This window comes from Bacteroides intestinalis DSM 17393 (assembly GCF_000172175.1).
Lineage (GTDB): Bacteria > Bacteroidota > Bacteroidia > Bacteroidales > Bacteroidaceae > Bacteroides > Bacteroides intestinalis.
Window position 1 is genome coordinate 449,217 of record NZ_ABJL02000008.1, and the last position, 19,161, is coordinate 468,377.

Sequence of the window (19,161 nt, forward strand, 5' to 3'; positions counted from 1 at the left end):
AAGACATGTTTTTGATTATCAACTCATTCTGTCCCGATAATCTTCGTAAGAAAATTGCCTGAATATTTCAGCCTTCCCATCTTTCGTCCACATAGCAATAGCAGGATGATGGATTCCATTGAACATATTTGTTTTTACCATAGTGTAATGAATCATATCTTCGAAGACTATGCGTTCTCCGATCTGCAGTTCATGATCGAAACTCCAATCTCCCATATAATCACCACTCAGGCATGAATTCCCTCCCAAACGATATACATGGCAACCATTATTCCCCATTTCAGCACCACATACAGCGGGCTGATAAGGCATTTCAAGACAGTCGGGCATGTGACAGGTAAAGCTAACATTGAGAATAGCTGTGCGAATGCCGCGACTTTCTACAATATCCACTACTTCGGAAGTCAAAACACCAGTTTGCCAGGTAAAAGCAGAACCTGGCTCCAAAATAATACGCAAATGAGGATGGCGGCTACGTAAATCATTCAATAAATGAATAAGATGCTCTACATCATAATCTTTACGTGTCATCAAATGACCACCACCCAGATTCAGCCATTTTATCTGCGGGAACCAATAAGAGAATTTTTCTTCCAAATGCTTAAGCGTACGTTCCAGTTCGTAAGAAGAAGACTCACAGTGGCAGTGGCAATGAAACCCTTCAATACCCTGCGGCAAGGTTTCAGTCAGTAAATCTGCCGTTATGCCGAAACGGGTTCCGGGAGCACAAGGATTATATAACTCTGTTTCTACTTCTGAATATTCAGGATTGATACGAATACCACAGGAAATTCCACTTCCTTCCTTTACCACCGCAGGATAGAAACGGCAGAATTGTGACAAAGAATTAAAGGTTATATGACTACTACAACGCATGATTTCCGGGAAATCAGCCTCCGTATAGGCAGGAGAATAGGTATGAGCTTTACTGCCGAACTCTTCCAGTGCCAATCGCGCTTCATATACGGAACTCGCCGTAGAATGCTCGACATATTCCCTAAAAATAGGAAATGAGCGCCACATAGCAAACGATTTAAAGGCCAGAATAATTTCCACCCCGGCACGATCGGCAACACTTTTTATCAGCGTGAGGTTTTTTCTCAATAATTCTTCATCCATAATATAGCATGGAGAAGGGAAACGATCAAAATCTATCATATTTTCTTTTTTATCCGATTATTTTAAAACGGGCAAAGCGCAATAAAAGTTGCTTGTCACCCGCATTCTTGAAACGAATGGTAGCTTTAGCATTATCCCCTTCACCTTCCACTTTCACAACTTCTCCCAGACCAAAACGTTCGTGCTCGATCAATTGTCCGGGGTGTACTGCCATTGCAGAAGCAGGAACCGATGAAGAAGCAGGAGTTGATGAAGTCACCCGCTTCAGGTTGCGCGGAACGCTCGGAGCAATCATCTGCTGTTTAGGACGCTGAGGAGTTTCTTTTTCCTTATTATAAAATGATTCGCGTACATGGGGTGAACGAGAGAAACCAGTGCTATTCTCCCGACGAAATGCCCCGGACTCATCATCAATCTTATTACTAAGCCCTGCCTCCTGGGGCAAACGCAGAAAACGAATATCTATATCCTTCAGGAAGCGACTAGGACTGCCAAATTCCATTTTTCCATAGCGAAAACGGGTACGGGCATATGACAGAAAACAATGTTCTTCTGCACGGGTAATGGCCACATAGAACAAACGTCTTTCCTCTTCTAACGCACGGGGTGAATCCCCTACCATACCACTGGGAAAAAGATTTTCTTCCATTCCCACCACAAATACATTCCTAAACTCCAATCCTTTGGCAGAATGGACAGTCATAAGCGTAATTTTCTCATCATCTCCATCTTTATCTGAGTCCTGATCTGTCAACAGTGAGACCTCCGAAAGAAAATCAGTCAACGATATATTAGGATTACCTTCTTCCAAACGCATCGCACAAAAATCACTCATACCATTGACCAACTCCTCGATATTCTCCTTACGACTAAGGTTCTCCGGAGAATTATCCTGGCAGACATCATTAATAATACCGGATTGACGGATAATTTCCGTACCAATTTCATAAGCATTTTTATCCACTACACCTTCCAGAAATCCTGAAATCAAATCGCGGAAAATCTGTAATTTGGAATGTGTACCCTTATTGAAATTCAGCCCATATGTCAACGGTTCGCATAACACAGTCCAAAGACTGACACCATTCTCAGTAGCTGCAGTAATGATCTTCCCCACTGTCGTATCACCAATACCACGAGCCGGATAGTTAATAATCCGCTTAAATGCTTCTTCATCATTCGGATTAACAACCAACCGGAAATAAGCTATCACATCCTTAATCTCCTTACGTTGATAAAAGGATAATCCACCGTAAATACGGTATGGCATACCCCGCTTACGCATTGCTTCCTCAAAGACACGACTCTGCGCATTGGTACGGTAAAGTATAGCAAAATCCGAATAGGGATAATGCTCCGAGCGACGAAGTTCCGCAATCTTATTGACTACAATATCTCCCTCTTCCACATCACTGTATGCCTGAAACACACCAATGGCTTCCCCTTTCTCTTTCTCCGAAAAAACCTCCTTACGTATTTGCCTCTCATTCTTCTCAATCAAACTATTCGCCGCACAAACAATAGTTTGTGTAGACCGATAATTTTGTTCCAGTTTAAAGACTTTTGTATTGGGATATATTTTAGTAAAGTATAATATATTATCAATATCAGCTCCCCGGAAAGAGTAAATACTCTGGGCATCATCTCCTACCACACAAACCTGCTGATGATCTTTTGCCAACTGTAATACAATGCTATGCTGAGCATAATTAGTATCCTGATACTCATCTACCAGAATATAGCGAAACTGTTCCTGATAACGCGCTAACACTTCCGGATGATCCCTGAACAGTATAAAAGTATAAAAAAGTAAATCATCAAAATCCATTGCATCCGCCTGCCTGCAACGATCCCAATAGCGATGATAAATATCACGTATTGCAGGCATCTTAGCTGCACAATCGCCCTCATATGCCTCTTTATTGGATGCATACGCCGCAGGTGAAACTAAATGATTTTTCGCATTGGATATACGTGCCTGTACATTCCCCGGTTTATACACTTTCTCATCCAAGCCCATTTCTTTTATAATAGAACGCATCAGACTCTTACTGTCCGCCGTATCATAAATGGTAAACTGTGAAGTAAAACCTATATTTACGGCTTCCACATGCAAAATACGCAAAAATATGGAATGGAATGTGCCCATCCATAAATGACGTGCCCGCTGGTCTCCTACCTGCCGGGCAATACGCTCTTTCATTTCACGGGCAGCTTTATTGGTAAAAGTTAAAGCCAATATATTCCATGGCTGATAACCATTCTCTAACAAATAGGCTATTTTATAGGTCAGCACCCGCGTCTTACCGGAACCAGCACCGGCTATAACCAGTGACGGGCCCTCGTTGTATAGCACTGCTGCGCGCTGTCCTTCATTCAGTTCTTCGATATAATTCGTATTCATGTATGCAAAATTAAGGGATTCTTTTTAGATTCATACAATGTATACGAACTAAAATAATTAAGATAGCATATTACATTTCAGAAAACAGTCCATAAGTCACTGTTTATTATGCACTTCCACAACAAGTCATTCTACATCTTCAAAAAGTTTTATAGATATGGAAGAACATTTATTGGATATCAAACGTTATATTAACAGAAACATAATTCAAGACAAATTATGAATACATTATTAACATCTTTAATGCTTATAATTATGACATACGAAATGCCTAAACTTCCATATGCAAACAATGCGTTGGAACCTGTAATCAGTCAGCAAACTATAGATTACCACTACGGTAAGCACTTACAAACATACGTAAATAACCTCAATAACCTGGTTCCGGGTACAGAGTATGAAAATAAAGATTTAGTAACCATAGTAGCTACTGCACCAGATGGAGCCATCTTCAATAATGCAGGACAAGTTCTGAACCATACTTTATACTTCCTGCAATTTTCCCCCAAACCTGCTCATAGTGAGCCAACCGGTAAATTAGCAGAAGCTATTAAACGCGATTTTGGAAGCTTCGATAACTTCAAAAAAGAGTTCACAGCTGCTGCCGTAGGATTATTCGGCTCTGGCTGGGCTTGGTTATCAGTAGATAAGAACGGAAAACTTCATATAACCAAAGAAGCTAATGGCAGTAACCCTGTACGTGCAGGACTTATTCCATTGTTAGGCTTCGATGTGTGGGAACACTCCTACTATCTTGATTATCAGAATCGCCGTGCCGATCATGTTAATGCTCTTTGGAGTATTATCGACTGGGATGTAGTGGGTAATCGACTGAAATAAGCAACAACAACCTTATAAACTCTTTTTTTAATGCGCACCTACGGGAATAGAAACTTCCCATAGGTGCGTTTGTGTTTCAATCTAACATATTTTAAAGAAAAACGTTACCTACTGAAAGCATTTATCATTAACTTTGCTAAACATAAACGTTTAACAAATAAAAATGAAGCTCATCATAGTCACAGCGCCCACATTTTTTGTGGAAGAGGACAAGATCATTACAGCACTCTTTGAAGAAGGGCTGGATATTTTGCATCTGCGGAAACCGGAAACTCCTGCTATGTATTCCGAGCGACTTTTGACGCTAATACCTGAAAAATATCATAGACGCATTGTTACTCACGAACATTTCTATTTAAAGGAAGAGTTTGACCTCATGGGTATTCATCTGAACACACGTAATCCTAATGAACCACATGATTACTCAGGACATGTCAGCTGTACTTGCCATTCTGTAGAAGAAGTAAAAAGCAAAAAGCATTTTTATGATTATGTATTTATGAGCCCCGTATACGACTGTATCACCAAAACAGGTACTCTTTCCGGTTATACTCCAGAAGAATTGCGCACAGCTGGAAAAGAAAGAATAATAGATACTAAAGTTATGGCTTTAGGAGGAATCACTCCAGACAATATTCTGGAAATAAAAGATTTCGGATTCGGCGGTGCAGTAGTACTCGGTGATTTATGGAATAAATTCAATGTTTGTACAGATCGGGATTATTTAGGTGTCATCCGCCACTTTAAGAAACTAAAGGAAATGGCGGATTAAAAAGTTCAATTTCCATTAGAACTTCCCATATTCTTTATATTCGACCCCAGCAGGCAAAGTAAAATAGAATGTAGAGCCTTCTCCTTTTTTAGATTCTACACCAATGCCACCACCATAGTGTTCAACAATAGATTTCGTAATAGAAAGACCTAAACCTGTGCCACGAATGTTATAGTTCATCTTCACAAAACGTTCAAAGATAGCCCGGCGACTTTCTTCATCAATGCCACATCCTGTATCAGCTACATAAAAATAAAAGTTATTATTACTCAAACGGCGATATCCAATCTTCACACTACCCTGTTCTGTAAACTTCAAAGCATTTTTCACCAAATTATTAATGACCTGTGCAAAACGTACCCGGTCTATCATTAAACGACATTGGGGAAGTTTCTCTACAAACTCTATCTGAATACCCGACGGACGGGGATGTGCATTTTCTGCAGCACACATTTCCTGAATCAAAGCATTCACATCCACATCTCCATCTTTATATTCCATTGTATTGGCCTCAATCTTTGAGAAGTCCAATAAATCATTAATCATCTGAACAAGAAAATCTTTATTGTCATTGATTTCTTTCAGAAAAATCATTCGTTCTTCTCTACTCAGATTATCAGTCTCAGCAAGTACATTTGTAAATCCGACAATCGCATTAAGTGGAGTACGTATCTCATGGGTCATATTAGCGATAAAGGCATTCTTCAGCTGATTACTTTCTTCCGCTACTTCATTTAATTGTTGCAAAGTCTTCAACCTCTTGGTCTTGTTGATAGACACCACAATCATAATGACCAGAAGTAATAAAATAATTACTCCAAAGCATAGCAAGAGTATTTCATTCCTTTGATAAAAATCTGATGCCCCTAAAATATAAAATGTTGCAAAATCCGGCTTCATAAAGTTGGTTATTAAAAGATAAAGATGATCCTAATTCTATATGTGGTACAAATATACTAAAGAAAAAACAAATAACTGATCAATAGATACATGTTTTTCTAAAAAAGATAGGCTGTAAGCCTTTCTAAAAAAGGTTTACAGCCTATAAATAAGATTTATGAAGTCTTTTATTTCAGATCTTCAATAGCTGCCTGCGCCGCTGCGAGGCGTGCTATAGGTACTCTAAATGGAGAACAACTAACGTAGTTCAAACCCACCTTATGGCAGAATTTTACAGAAGAAGGTTCACCGCCATGCTCACCGCAAATACCGCATTTCAAGTCCGGACGAATAGCACGACCTTTTTCCGTAGCCATACGTACCAGCTGTCCTACTCCATTTTGATCGAGAACCTGGAATGGGTCTACTTTCAGAATCTTCTTTTCCAGATAAACCGGAAGGAAAGAAGCAATGTCATCACGTGAATAACCGAATGTCATCTGCGTTAAGTCATTTGTACCAAATGAGAAGAACTCAGCAGAAGAAGCAATACGGTCAGCAGTCAAAGCAGCGCGAGGAATTTCAATCATCGTACCTACCTTGAAGTCAATGCTATCACCCAGTTCAGCGAAAAGTGCAGCAGCTTCTTCGCGAATTACCTTTTCCTGTTCTTTGAACTCATACAAAATACCAGTCAGCGGAACCATGATTTCCGGATGGGTTTCCACACCTTCTTTCTTCAGTTCCAAAGCAGCACCAAGGATAGCACGTGTCTGCATCTGAGTAATTTCAGGATACGTATTACCCAAACGACATCCGCGGTGTCCCAACATCGGATTATGTTCACAAAGTGACTCTACACGTTGCTGGATATATTGCAAACTAACGCCCATAGCGTCCGCCATTTCTTGTTGTCCCTTCAAATCATGCGGAACAAATTCGTGCAAAGGAGGATCGAGCAGACGAACAGTTACCGGACAACCTTCCATAGCCTGGAAGATACCCTTAAAGTCAGCTTGTTGGTAAGGCAATATCTTGGCCAAAGCCTTGCGACGTCCTTCCGCATCTTCTGCGAGGATCATCTCACGCATAGCTTTAATTTTTTCACCTTCAAAAAACATATGTTCCGTACGGCAAAGACCGATACCTACAGCACCAAAGTTGCGAGCTACGCCGGCATCATGGGGAGTATCTGCATTGGTACGTACCTGAAGTTTCGTATACTTATCAGCCAGATCCATCAATTCAGCAAAATCTCCTGAAAGTTCAGCAGCCTTTGTTTCTACCTGACCTTTATAAACTACACCTGTACTACCATTCAATGAAATATAATCACCTTCTTTCAGCAGAATGCCATCTATTTCTACAGTACGAGCCTTATAATCAATATTCAAAGCACCGGCACCGGATACACAGCACTTACCCATACCACGGGCAACTACTGCTGCATGAGAAGTCATACCACCGCGAGCAGTAAGAATACCTTCTGCAACTGCCATACCCGCCAAATCTTCGGGAGAAGTCTCGATACGTACCATTATAATACGCTTACCGGCAGCATGCCATTCTGCAGCATCATCTGCAAAAAAGACAATCTGTCCTGTAGCAGCACCCGGAGATGCGGGAAGACCACGAGTTAAAACCTTGGCTTGTTTCAAAGCAGTCTTATCAAACACAGGGTGGAGCAATTCGTCCAATTTATTGGGCTCGCAGCGCATCAATGCAGTTTTCTCATCAATCATGCCCTGATGCAACAAATCCATTGCAATCTTCACCATAGCAGCACCGGTACGTTTACCGTTACGCGTCTGGAGAAACCAGAGTTTACCTTCCTGAACGGTAAATTCCATATCCTGCATATCTCTATAGTGGTCTTCCAACTTAGTCTGCAGAGTATCCAGTTCTTTATAGATTTCCGGCATAGCCTCTTCCATTGACGGATATTTGGCTGCACGTTCTTCTTCGCTAACGCCTGCAAGTTCTGCCCAACGCTGTGAACCGATTTTGGTAATCTGCTGCGGTGTACGGATACCTGCCACAACGTCTTCACCTTGTGCATTAATCAAGTATTCACCATTAAACAAGTCTTCACCTGTACCGGCATCGCGGCTAAAGCAAACACCTGTAGCAGAAGTCTCACCCATATTACCGAATACCATTGCCTGAACATTAACGGCTGTACCCCACTCATCGGGTATACTTTCCATCTTGCGATATAGAATAGCACGTTCATTCATCCATGAATTGAATACCGCACAAACAGCGCCCCACAACTGCTCATAAGCACAAGCCGGGAAGTCTTTTCCGGTTTGCTCCTTTACAGCAGCTTTAAACTTCTTCACTAATTCTTTAAGGTCTTCCACTTCCAGTTCATTATCCAGCTTCACGCCTTTTGCGTGCTTCACCTCTTCAATGATGGCTTCAAATGGATCGATATCCTCTTTATTAGTCGGTTTCATACCCAATACCACGTCACCATACATCTGTACGAAACGACGGTAAGAGTCCCATGCAAAACGTGCATTGCCTGTTTTACGTGTCAATCCTTCTACTACTTCATCATTCAGACCCAAATTAAGGATCGTGTCCATCATACCCGGCATAGAAGCACGAGCGCCCGAACGCACTGAAACCAGTAATGGATTTTCTACATCACCGAACTTAGAAGACATTAATTCTTCTACTTTTGCTATAGCGCTTTCTACTTCGCCTTTCAACAGAGCAACAACTTTTTCCTGCCCCATCTCATTATATTCGGTACAAACCTCAGTCGTGATTGTAAAACCAGGAGGAACCGGAACCCCGATAAGGTTCATTTCGGCAAGGTTGGCACCTTTACCTCCCAAAAGATTTTTCATGTCGGCCTTTCCTTCTGCCTGACCGTTACCAAAGGTATAAACTCTTTTCTTGTCCATAATATAAATTTAAGTTTCTCGATTGTGATTTTTTTCTGTTCGCAAATCTAAGTATATTTCGCATACTAGAAAACTTTTTGAGAAAAAACTTTCTATCAAAATGCAATTTCGACATTGCAATCTTTAATATTTCACTTCATAGAGAGAATTCCCGAAAAAATGTCTATTTTTGCAGAATAATTTATTAGACTGGTGTAAAAGTGGCAAGAAATAGAAAAGAACTTCCCCTACTGGAGAAAGTGACAATAACGGATGTGGCTGCCGAAGGAAAAGCCATCGCAAAGGTCAATGATTTGGTTATTTTCGTACCTTATGTCGTTCCCGGAGATGTAGTAGACCTGCAAATTAAGAGAAAAAAGCATCATTATGCTGAAGCCGTAGCAGTGAAGTTCCACGAATATTCTCGTGAAAGAGCCGTCCCATTTTGCCAACATTATGGGGTATGTGGTGGTTGCAAATGGCAAGTTCTCCCTTATTCCGAACAGATCAAATACAAGCAAAAACAAGTAACTGACAACCTTACCCGCATCGGAAAAATTGAACTTCCGGAGATTTCCCCGATTCTCGGTTCTGAGAAAACACAGTTCTATAGAAATAAACTGGAGTACACTTTTTCTAACAAACGCTGGTTGACGGAAGAAGAAGTTAAGCAAAATGTGGTATATGATCAAATGAATGCTGTAGGTTTCCACATCCCCAATGCTTTTGATAAAGTACTAGCGATAGAGAAATGCTGGTTACAGGATGACATATCCAACCGTATCCGGAATGCTGTACGCGATTATGCTTACGAGCATGATTATTCATTCATTAATCTGCGTACTCAGGAAGGAATGTTACGCAATATGATTATCCGTACCTCCACTACCGGGGAACTTATGGTGATTCTCGTTGCAAAAATAGAGGAAGAAGAAAGAGAACTGCAACTGTTCAAACAACTCCTGCAATATGTTGCTGATACATTTCCCGAAATAACTTCCCTTCTATACATTATTAATAATAAGCGCAACGATACTATTACCGACCTGGATGTACATACTTTTAAAGGTAAAGATCACATCTTTGAAGAAATGGAAGGATTACGTTTTAAAATAGGTCCTAAATCGTTCTATCAAACCAATTCCGAACAAGCATACAACCTTTATAAGATAGCACGCAATTTTGCGGGATTAACCGGAAAAGAACTGGTATATGACCTTTATACAGGTACAGGAACCATTGCTAACTTTGTCTCCAAGCAAGCCCGCCAGGTTATCGGTATCGAATATGTACCCGAAGCTATTGAGGATGCAAAGGTAAATGCAGAAATCAACGGTATTGAGAACACCTTATTCTTTGCCGGTGATATGAAAGATATGCTAACACAGGATTTCATCAACCAATACGGTCGACCGGATGTTATTATCACCGATCCTCCTCGAGCCGGTATGCATCAGGATGTAGTAGACGTTATCTTATTTGCCGAACCGAAACGTATTGTATATGTAAGTTGTAATCCAGCCACACAGGCACGCGACCTGCAACTGCTCGACGTAAAATACAAAGTAAAAGCCGTACAACCGGTGGATATGTTCCCACATACTCACCACGTAGAAAACGTAGTGCTTCTGGAATTAAGAAATGAAGACTGAGAATTAATCACTAATCACTAACCATTAATCACTATCAACGTGGCAAGAGGAAAAATAGTAGCACGGGCCCGCACTCAATATACGGACTACACAGTAAATGAACCGATGGAACTTATGGAGTTCCTGGCAGCCAAGATGCCGGACGCCAGTCGCACCAAACTAAAATCATTGCTCAGCAAACGAGTGGTGTTCGTAGACAGTGTGATAACCACTCAATACAATTTTCCGCTAAAACCGGGCATGAAAGTACAGATTAGCCGTGATAAGGGTAAAAAGGAGTTTCATAACAAATTGCTGAAGATCGTATATGAAGATGCATATATCATAGTGGTGGAAAAGATGCAAGGTTTACTGTCAGTCAGCAGTGAACGCCAGAAGGAACGTACAGCCTATCATATTTTAAATGAATATGTGCAACGCTCCAATGGACGCGGCAGCAACGTTTATATTGTCCACCGCCTCGATCGTGATACTTCCGGGTTAATGATGTTTGCAAAAGATGAAAAAACACAGCGTACGCTGCGTGATAATTGGCATGAGATTGTAACCGACCGTCGTTATGTAGCTGTAGTTGCGGGAGAGATGGAGAAGAATGCCGGTTGTATAATATCCTGGCTCACGGATCGTACTCTTTATGTATATTCCAGTCCGACAGATGACGGAGGACAAAAGTCAATTACACATTATCGCACTATTAAGCGTGCCAATGGTTATTCTCTTGTGGAACTAAACCTTGAAACCGGACGTAAAAACCAAATCCGGGTACATATGCAAGACTTAGGACATCCTATTGTTGGGGACGGGCGTTACGGACTCGAAGAGGTAAATCCTATCGGACGCCTAGCGCTACATGCCTTCAAATTATGCTTCTATCACCCGGTTACAGGAGAATTGATGCAGTTTGAAACGCCTTATCCGAATGATTTTAAAAAGTTGTTTCTGAAGAAATAAAAAAAAGAAATTGCGCAGATTAATAAAGTGAATTTTATCAATCTGCGCAATTTCTTTTATATAATATACTTTTTTATCTTACACGACGCATATAAAAGCTTTGCCCATTAATATCATCTTTATATTCCCTCCAGCTATTATACCAAGTACCACTGAAAGAATTAGCATCCGCCTGAGCTCCCCAAATATAAGCTGTACTACCATCATCATAGAATTCCAATTCCATCACATTATAAGAACCTTCCAGCCAGCTCCACCTGAACAAAAGGTAATTAGGATCCCCTTTCGAACCAATAGTACCTTGATAACGTTCATTAAACGTCATAACTGTCCCTCTTCCCCAAGTATATATTCCAAAATCTATCTCATCAGAAGTGTACCATTCACCAGGCAAGTTAAATTCAGTATCCTCCCTATCATCACAGGATGTAAATCCCATAATAAACACAGAGAGAAACAATAATTTATAAACTAAAGATTTCATAATTACATGTATTATTTATTATTATAATTGGAGTCTGTCATCATCAGCATCTTCCCATCCAGCTTACCACTAAGATAATGATCACGTACCCATACATTCTCAAAGTACTTTACTTTTCCATCTGAAAAAGTAAGTCTTAAAGCTTCCTTGCTATCATCTGTCCAACGCCAGGAAAATTCTCTGTCGACAGTCGTTTTTCCACCGGTATCATAGGTGGTTGTAAGTTCCTGCCCTTTATTATTATCTTTAAAGAATCTGAGTTGATAAGTACATGTTAAGCCCTCATCCGTCTCATATTCATCTATCCAGGTTCTGTCACATAGCTTTTTGTCACTATTCTCCATCGTGTAATATACATCATCCCCGCAAGACAATAAACCAACAGCAAAGATGCATAGCAATAATATTTTTACGCAATTCAAAGTTTTCATAATTATCAAGTTTAGTTAATAACTGTGGACAAAAATACGAAAAGAAATCGAAATGTTTTAATATTTCGCCTGATATTTCTTGTAGAAGGTCAGAAACAGAATAAAACCGACCATGGCGAAAGGAACTCCTGCCAGTGCCGGATAACGATAACCGCCACTGATAGCAAGCCCACCAACATACGCACCGATGGCATTTCCCAAGTTAAATGCCACTTGCACACAAGCCGCTCCCAGCATCTCTCCACCTTTTGCCACACGGATAATCAACACTTGTTCCGGACTGGAAACCGCGAACAAACCGGCAGTACAAAGGCACATCAATAATGCTGATAACCACGGATAAGGAGACAAGAAGAATATCAATAACAGCACAACACAAATCATAGCTTGCACAGTAGTACCTACTTTTCCGGGAGTATATTGGTCAGAAAGACGCCCACTCACCAGATTACCCACCACCATACCAAAACCGGCCAATACCATCAATCCGGTAATGCTTTCGGCACTGAAACCGGATACATTCGTCAATAACGGGTTAATATAACTGTACCAACAAAAAACTCCGCCATTACCCAGTGCCGTCGCCCCTAAAATGAGCCAGGGAACCGGGGTTTTAAGAAAACGGAACTGTCCTTTGAAACCAGTATCTTTCAGCCCTTCCACGTGGGGTACCCAACGCCAGATATAATAAAGAATAATCACTCCCCAACAACCCACCAGCAAGAATGTTACCCGCCATGAGATAGCATTACTCAATGATGTTCCCAATGGAACTCCAAAAAGATTGGCTATAGTCATTCCGGCAATCATGATAGATACGGCCTCAGAGCCTTTACCCTTATCAGCCAATTTTTCGGCAACAATAGAAGCTACACCGAAATAAGCCCCATGAGGAAGTCCGGAAATAAAACGAGCCAGTAATAATACCCAATAATTAGGCGCCATTGCTGCACAGATATTCCCTAGCATTATCAGAGTCACCAACGCCAACAAAATATGTTTCAGTGGATGTTTACGGGCCAAGATCAGAGTGGGTGCCCCGACACATACTCCCAAAGCATATGCAGAAATAAAATGCCCTGCCACAGGAATACTAACACCCAAATCTTTAGCCACATCGGGCAGAATGCCCATCATGACAAACTCGGCAATCCCTAATCCCAAGGTGCCGAACGCTAATGCAATAAGACTCTTCTTCATACCTATTTTACCTACAAAAAACTAATCTTTTTACCGGGGTGCAAAGGTAGTGTTTTTTTTATTCCAATAATAAACTATTCATGGCTTCATTTTGTTTTTATATATAAACAGAACAGTAATATGAAAACAATTATTATAAGTCTATTTATGGCAATAACAGCAATAGCTGCCCATGCACAGCAGAAAAGTTTTTATGACTTCACAGTCAAGACGATTGATGGAGAAGATTTATCACTTTCCACCTTTAAGGGAAAGAAAGTACTGGTAGTTAACGTAGCATCCAAATGTGGCTTCACTCCGCAATATGCCAAGCTTGAAGAGCTATATAAAAAATATGGAAAAGACAATTTTGTAATAATAGGCTTTCCTGCCAATAATTTCCTGAGCCAAGAGCCAGGCAGTAATGAGGAAATCAAAGAATTCTGCACATTGAACTACGGAGTTACCTTCCCAATGATGGCAAAAATCTCTGTTAAAGGGAAAGACATTGCTCCTCTCTATAAATGGCTTACCGAAAAAAGCGAAAATGGCGTGGAAAATGCAAAAGTTGGCTGGAATTTCCATAAATTCCTGATAGATGAAAATGGAAAGTGGATAGCCTCCTATGGCTCCACAACTGATCCGCTATCGGAGAAGATAACAGAATGGATTGAGAAATAGAACATAATAAGCCCCGAAATTTATCATAAGTTTCAGGGCTTATTATGTTTTTCATTTTCGGAATCCGGAGAAAAAGTTATCTATCCAACGAACCAGATAAACTATAATCACTCCAGCTATTACCATTGCAATGATACGACCTAACATATTTTTGTAGCTTTAAATATTTTAGCAGGCAAAGATAGCTAAGATATATAAAACAGCATAGACTATTACGTAAAAATCATGTTTGCAACAGGGCTACACCCTTTCACCCGAATGGTGTAGCCTTGAGCACAAAAGGGTGTAGCCATCCGGAGCAAAGGGTGTAGCCATCCCAGACAACTGATTATGAGTAAATTATACGTCATTCAACAGAATTCTTTCCTATAAGCGTTACAACGCAAACAAAATCCTTTATTTTTTGTTATATAGTATAAATCTAACAAATAATAGTTAATTTCGCGAACTCAAAAAAATTAAAAACAAACGAATATGAAATCAAAAAGAAGTTTTATGCTCATGGCTCTATGCCTAAGCACTTTAGCCGGATTGGCACAAAATACTCAATCTTCCGGGCAAGTCACAGAAGAAAGTAAAACAACATTCAAACCTCATTGGTATATGCAGGTACAGGCAGGTGCTGCAGAAACTGTTGGTGAGGCCAGTTTTAAAGACCTGATCTCTCCTGCAGCAGCTCTTTCTGTCGGATACAAGTTTACTCCTCTATGGGGAATACGCGCCGGTGCAAGTGGCTGGCAAGCAAAAGGTAAATGGGCGGCACTTGACGATTCCTATAAATTCAACTATCTGCAAGGAAACGTAGATGCCACACTTGACCTGAGCAACCTGTTCTGCCACTATAATCCAAAACGTTTCTTCAACGCTTATATGTTCGTGGGAGTAGGTCTCGCCGGTGGATTCAACAATGACGATGCTGTTGCACTGGACGCAGCAGGTTACCGCATGCAATATCTCTGGAGCGGCAAAAAGGTTTTTGTAGCCGGCCGTGGGGGGTTGGGTACAAATTTGCGTCTGAGCAACCATGTATCTTTCAATCTTGAAGTGAATGCCAATGTCGTATCGGATAAATTCAACTCCAAGAAGGCTGACAATGCCGACTGGCAGCTTAATGCATTGGCCGGTTTTACATTCAAGTTCGGAAAGAGTGGCAAAAAGGCAAAACCTGTCGTTGCTTATACTCCGGAGGTCGTGGAAACAGTAGTGGAAGTTCAGCAAGAGACGAAACCAGTTTATGTTCCTGCACCAGTAGAGGAGAAAAAAGAGGAAGTGAAACCTTTGACTGAAAATATCTTCTTCAATATAAATTCTTCTGTTATACGTTCTTCTGAAGAAAGTAAAATAGCTAACCTGGTTGCATTCCTGCAAAAGAACGCAGATGTAAAAGTCTCTATTTGCGGATATGCAGATGCTGGAACCGGTACAACAGCCATTAACCTACGACTTTCCAAAGAACGTGCTTTAGCTGTTGAGAAGGCTTTGAAAGCAAAAGGTATCGCTGCCGACAGAATCATGGTAGACTTTAAGGGAGACAAGGTTCAACCTTTCTCTACTAATAATGAAAATCGTGTAGCAATTTGTATTACTGAATAGTAATCAGATAAGGTCTGATATAAAAGAAATAGAGCTGTACTGTATTATCCTGCCTTTAGGATACAGTACAGCTCTATTTTATGCTCAATTTCGGAATAAGATTACATGAAGATCAACTGCTTCTTAAGCAAATCTACAATATCACTCTGCAATTTCTGTGCATTGATAGGTTTAGAAGTATACGCATCGAAACCACTATTCAGGATGCGTTCCTCATCTTCTGCATAGACATAAGCCGTTACTGCCATGATAGGAACAGTCGGCGATATTTCACGTATGATCTGCGTAGCCTCGTAGCCAGTTTTTTTAGGCATATTGATATCCATCAATATCAAATGAGGATTGTATTTCTTAAATAATTCTACTGCCTCTTCCCCATCCCAAGCATGAAGAATGTTATATTTACGTTTCAGGATAGATTCAAATAACAAGAAATTGCTTTCATTATCTTCAGCTATTAAAACGGTGAGTTTCTCTACTTTACTTAACCGGTGTTCTTTCTGTTCTCTCGTCGACTTGAGTTCCACTGGATGATAAGGAAGAGTGAACCAGAAAGTAGAGCCCTTGCCAGGTTCCGATTCAACGCCTATGCTACCACCCAAATTCTCGACAACACTCTGGCAGATAGACAACCCCAATCCTGTACCTTGAGAAAAAGAATCGAGTTTCACGAAACGACCAAAAACAGTATCTTTCTTATCCTCTTCAATTCCACATCCCGTATCCGTAACATAAAAATAAAGGGAATCAGTATCCTTCAGTCGATAACCGAAAGTGACGCTTCCACTATAAGTAAACTTCATAGCATTATTAAGCATATTCGTCATAACCTGCGTCAGCCTGTTCCTCTCGATATTTACAGTACAGTCCGGCATTTCCGGTATATATCGGATGGGGACAGCTTCATTCTTCTGACGAAGTTGGGCAGATTCTTCTATCTCCTTAAACAATGCATTCAGATCTAAATCGGAAAATACAAATTCCAATGTTCCGGATTCAATCTTAGAAAGCTCCAGAATGTCTCCAACCAGTTGCAACAATAGCGTATTATTATTCTCAATAATATTGATATACTCCTCTTTCTCCTCCTGTTCTTCCGTATCTGCCAAGATACTGGAAAAGCCGACAATAGCATTGAGCGGAGTACGTATTTCATGACTCATATTGGCCAGGAAAGCAGACTTCAGACGATTTGATTCTTCAGCTTTCTCCTTTGCCGTAATCAGATCTTCTTCCATTTTCTTTCGTCCGGTTATCACGAGAGAAGAACCTACCAAAGTAATCGGATTACCTTTTTCATCCCTCTTATCCACAGTGGCCTGAGCCTCAACCCATTCATAACGCGATATTCCATTCTTACGAACTATCACGCGATATTCTTCTCTGATCTTAGAAACATTACCTTCCGTCAACTCCTTATAAGCTCTCTTTACCCGGTCTCTGTCTTCCTTACAAATTTTGGCAAAATATTGGTAGTCGGGTACGGAAAGTTGCTCCTCGTTCATCATGCTATCATCATGGCTAAGCTCTACCGGACGGTTTACGTCACAAAGCATAGTACCTTTCTCCAAATCCCATTTCCAGGGAACAATATTAGCCACGTCCAGCGACATTGATAATTTATGATTAGCAGATCGTAACATCTGTTGTGTCTCGGCTAACTCGGTATTGTCCACACAGAATACATCAACGTATCCCTTATGTTTAGAGGGCGTCAGAATTACATTGAAATAATTGCCTATATTTTCGTAATAGTATTGGTATGAAAGCTCCTTTTGAGTAGAGTTGACCATACTATAGAGGTGACACATCCTTTCAAAACCTTTCGGATCTGCTTCACTTCCTCTTTTACCAATGACCTCCCCCATAGACTTGAAGTATTTCTCAAAGCGGGGATTTGCTTCCACTGTGATGTAGTCTACAATCTTTCCGGCAGAATCATAAACCAGCTGTTGCTTCAAATAAACGATGGGCATATTCTCAAACAAACTGTGATAGCTGGTCATCAACTTTATCTGTTCGGCTTGCTTTCTTCTGCTCTTATACAACCACCACAACCACATCCACATAAACAAAATCAGAATTGTGGTAATTCCCCAAATAACACTGTATTTGTGTTGCTCCCAGAAAGAAGGAGGCATCATATAAAAAACAGAATTAGAAGGGCACAACTTAGGTGACAATCCGGCTTCTGTAAGATCGTAATAGTTGAACATAGGAGTGGGAGTTCCACAATTCACCACATGAATGCCTTTCGAGTTATTATCAGATAAAACGCCGGCAGTTATTTCCGTAATTTTCCTTCCGATTGTCTTCTCATCAAAAAAGTAACCACCTACCAAACCATTCCGTTGCAATCCGGTATTATCCAATGAAAGAATAGGTGAAGAAGAATAATAGCTGAGGATTCTGGAAATATTATTGGTCAATACAGCATTCCCTTTTTGAGCATTTTCCTGATACCATGAACAAAAGAGAACACCACTATTCTCCTCTGCATGGGCCAGTGAATCAGCCAATTCATCGGTAGTCATTTCACCAGCAACATAATCTTTTATTTCAAGCTCCGGAAAGTCTTTATTCACAATCTCTTTTAAATCCGAACGGAACTGAGCACTTATGTAACGGGCATCCGACAAGAAGATAAGTTCATCCATTTCAGGCATCAGATTCTGCATTAACAGAACAGTTTCTTTAAGATAAGCAGGCACATGAAAGACAGTCAGCGACAGATTGCCTTGATAATCTGTCAGAGGTGTTCTCTCTTCCGCCGCAATGGCTCGCCTGTGCAAGTAGGCCTCTTGTGGCCCTACATAATCCGTCTCGGTGCAGAGAATAACGGGAACATCTTTCCATTGCCTTTCTATACTCTCTTTCAGCAAGCCCCAAGAGGCACTACCCAAGAGGAGCAAGAGTTTCGGAGGATTGTCTGCATATTTTCCAAAAAGGTTTTCTTTGTATTCTGATAAATCTTCCGTATTTTGCAGGTGCATAAATTGCCCTCCCATGTGTTCCACATCCACTACATAAGGAGAGTTTTTATGTTGATAAGAATTATAAATGGGGATAATAAAATCGTTACTCCAACGGGAAGATCCGCTGTATGCATTGAGAATCAATATCCTATCTTCATTTCCGGGTTTAAATGCCGAGGAGACTTCGCCAAATACATTAACAGCATTCAAAAGAAAAACAACCAATATAATAAACACTCTGATTATTATTTGCAAATATTTCATCGGAATTACAGTTTAGTCTACAAGTGTATCCATTCTTTACCAC

At 40.6% G+C, this 19,161-nt stretch carries 14 protein-coding genes; 6 read left to right on the forward strand and 8 right to left on the reverse strand.

The window, feature by feature from the left end; translation table 11 throughout:
• Nucleotides 1-18 precede the first annotated feature (18 nt).
• On the reverse strand, nucleotides 19-1,158 hold the full coding sequence (gene nspC / locus BACINT_RS11365) for a carboxynorspermidine decarboxylase (protein ID WP_021968142.1): 1,140 nt from the start codon (nucleotides 1,156-1,158) through the stop codon (nucleotides 19-21).
• A gap of 10 nt (nucleotides 1,159-1,168) precedes the next feature.
• Nucleotides 1,169-3,523, reverse strand: a complete 2,355-nt coding sequence (locus BACINT_RS11370; protein WP_007663120.1) for an ATP-dependent helicase — start codon at nucleotides 3,521-3,523, stop codon at nucleotides 1,169-1,171.
• A gap of 243 nt (nucleotides 3,524-3,766) precedes the next feature.
• Here BACINT_RS11370 and BACINT_RS11375 point away from each other — a divergent pair, with 243 nt between their 5' ends.
• A complete protein-coding gene (locus tag BACINT_RS11375; protein ID WP_007663121.1) occupies nucleotides 3,767-4,363 on the forward strand; it encodes a superoxide dismutase in 597 nt (198 codons plus the stop codon).
• Between the two features lie 163 nt (nucleotides 4,364-4,526).
• Nucleotides 4,527-5,135, forward strand: coding sequence for a thiamine phosphate synthase (locus tag BACINT_RS11380; protein WP_007663122.1), 609 nt, complete (start codon nucleotides 4,527-4,529; stop codon nucleotides 5,133-5,135).
• A 15-nt stretch (nucleotides 5,136-5,150) separates the two neighbouring features.
• Here the strand turns inward: BACINT_RS11380 and BACINT_RS11385 are convergent, their stop codons facing one another.
• Entirely contained in the window at nucleotides 5,151-6,035 is an 885-nt protein-coding gene (locus tag BACINT_RS11385; protein WP_007663123.1) for a sensor histidine kinase, read from the reverse strand.
• Nucleotides 6,036-6,202: 167 nt separating this feature from the next.
• Complete coding sequence (gene ppdK, locus BACINT_RS11390) at nucleotides 6,203-8,929, reverse strand: pyruvate, phosphate dikinase (RefSeq protein WP_007663124.1); 2,727 nt, start codon at nucleotides 8,927-8,929, stop codon at nucleotides 6,203-6,205.
• 200 nt (nucleotides 8,930-9,129) lie between these two features.
• Here ppdK and rlmD point away from each other — a divergent pair, with 200 nt between their 5' ends.
• Together rlmD and BACINT_RS11400 are read left to right on the forward strand one after the other, a co-directional pair.
• On the forward strand, nucleotides 9,130-10,560 hold the full coding sequence (gene rlmD / locus BACINT_RS11395) for a 23S rRNA (uracil(1939)-C(5))-methyltransferase RlmD (protein WP_007663125.1): 1,431 nt from the start codon (nucleotides 9,130-9,132) through the stop codon (nucleotides 10,558-10,560).
• A 39-nt stretch (nucleotides 10,561-10,599) separates the two neighbouring features.
• Nucleotides 10,600-11,511, forward strand: a complete 912-nt coding sequence (locus BACINT_RS11400) for an RluA family pseudouridine synthase (RefSeq protein WP_007663126.1) — start codon at nucleotides 10,600-10,602, stop codon at nucleotides 11,509-11,511.
• Nucleotides 11,512-11,584: 73 nt separating this feature from the next.
• On the opposite strand, the gene BACINT_RS11405 is transcribed toward BACINT_RS11400, so the two are convergent.
• Genes BACINT_RS11405 through araJ form a run of 3 tightly spaced genes read right to left on the reverse strand, consistent with a single transcriptional unit; the run spans nucleotide 11,585 to nucleotide 13,626 of the window.
• Complete coding sequence (locus BACINT_RS11405; RefSeq protein ID WP_007663127.1) at nucleotides 11,585-11,995, reverse strand: hypothetical protein; 411 nt, start codon at nucleotides 11,993-11,995, stop codon at nucleotides 11,585-11,587.
• A gap of 11 nt (nucleotides 11,996-12,006) precedes the next feature.
• A complete protein-coding gene (locus tag BACINT_RS11410) occupies nucleotides 12,007-12,426 on the reverse strand; it encodes a hypothetical protein (RefSeq protein ID WP_007663130.1) in 420 nt (139 codons plus the stop codon).
• A 57-nt stretch (nucleotides 12,427-12,483) separates the two neighbouring features.
• A complete protein-coding gene (gene araJ, locus BACINT_RS11415; RefSeq protein ID WP_007663132.1) occupies nucleotides 12,484-13,626 on the reverse strand; it encodes an MFS transporter AraJ in 1,143 nt (380 codons plus the stop codon).
• 120 nt (nucleotides 13,627-13,746) lie between these two features.
• Between araJ and BACINT_RS11420 the strand changes: the two genes are divergently transcribed.
• Together BACINT_RS11420 and BACINT_RS11425 are read left to right on the forward strand one after the other, a co-directional pair.
• Complete coding sequence (locus BACINT_RS11420; RefSeq protein WP_007663134.1) at nucleotides 13,747-14,286, forward strand: glutathione peroxidase; 540 nt, start codon at nucleotides 13,747-13,749, stop codon at nucleotides 14,284-14,286.
• Between the two features lie 474 nt (nucleotides 14,287-14,760).
• Nucleotides 14,761-15,879, forward strand: a complete 1,119-nt coding sequence (locus BACINT_RS11425; protein WP_007663136.1) for an OmpA family protein — start codon at nucleotides 14,761-14,763, stop codon at nucleotides 15,877-15,879.
• Nucleotides 15,880-15,980: 101 nt separating this feature from the next.
• Here the strand turns inward: BACINT_RS11425 and BACINT_RS24555 are convergent, their stop codons facing one another.
• A complete protein-coding gene (locus BACINT_RS24555; RefSeq protein ID WP_227073419.1) occupies nucleotides 15,981-19,091 on the reverse strand; it encodes an ATP-binding protein in 3,111 nt (1,036 codons plus the stop codon).
• Nucleotides 19,092-19,161: the final 70 nt, after the last annotated feature.